The organism is Aequoribacter sp. (assembly GCF_965659035.1).
Taxonomy (GTDB): Bacteria; Pseudomonadota; Gammaproteobacteria; order Pseudomonadales; family Halieaceae; genus Aequoribacter.
The window spans coordinates 259-1358 of record NZ_CBFHWH010000179.1; the positions used below are offsets into that span (position 1 = coordinate 259).

The 1100-nt window shown below is 51.0% G+C and carries 1 protein-coding gene; it reads left to right on the forward strand.

The genetic code is table 11. The annotated features are described in order from the left end of the window. Nucleotides 1-1100: 3-hydroxyacyl-CoA dehydrogenase NAD-binding domain-containing protein (locus ACTF5Z_RS12205; RefSeq protein WP_438985873.1), on the forward strand; the 1100-nt coding region annotated here is incomplete at both ends.

Below are 1100 nucleotides of genomic sequence, written 5' to 3' on the forward strand. Positions count from 1 at the left end.
GGGCTTGCCTGAGGTTACGCTTGGTCTGTTGCCTGGCGGTGGTGGTGTGGTGCGTATGACTCGCTTGTTAGGTTTGGCGGCAGCGCTGCCTTACCTGACCGAAGGAACGCGAGTAACGCCTGATAAGGCACTGGCAGCAGGAATGATCCACGCAACGGTCGATACTTTAGAAGAGCTAGTCCCCAACGCTAAAGCGTGGATCTTAGCGCAAGAAGATATTCAAGCCGCAGCGACTCAGCCCTGGGATACCAAAGGCTACAAAGTACCCGGCGGCGGCATTAACTCGCCCGGTGTGTCTCAATTGGTCATGATTGCGCCTGCCATGCTGTACTCGAAAACTCGCGGTTTGCTTCCAGCGCCTGCGCGTATCCTAGACTGCGCGGTAGAGGCTTTGCGCTTAGATTTCGATGAGGCTTTAACCGTCGAATCGCGTGGTTTGGCCAACTTGGTCATTACGCCAGTCGCGAAGAACATGATTTCGACCTTTTTCTTTGGTTTGAACAAGATAAATGGTGGCGCGAGCCGTCCGAAAGGCGCAGACAAGCGCCCAACTCAAAAAGTGGGCATTTTGGGTGCGGGTATGATGGGTCAGGGCATTGCGTATTCATCAGCCATGGCAGGTATTCAGGTCGTTCTTAAAGATATCAGTGTCGATGCTGCCGAGAAAGGCAAAGCCTATACCGAAAAGCTATTGGCCAAGCGTGTTGCCAAAGGTCGCATGACCGAAGAGAAGAAGCAGGCCGTATTAGATTTGATTTTGCCAACAGCGTCGAACCAAGACCTACAGGGTTGTGATCTGATTATCGAAGCCGTGTTTGAGAACATGAAACTCAAACATCAGATTACCGCTGAGCTTGAAGGCTATTTAACCGAAGATGGTGTATGGGGTTCGAACACATCCACTTTGCCTATCACGCAATTGGCTGACGGTAGCGGCAAGCCTGAAAACTTCATCGGCATCCACTTCTTCTCGCCGGTCGACAAAATGCCATTAGTCGAAATTATTTGTGGCGAAAAAACCAGCGATGAAGCGTTGGCCAAAGCGTTTGATTACACCGTGCAAATTAAGAAAACCCCCATTGTGGTGAACGATTCACTGG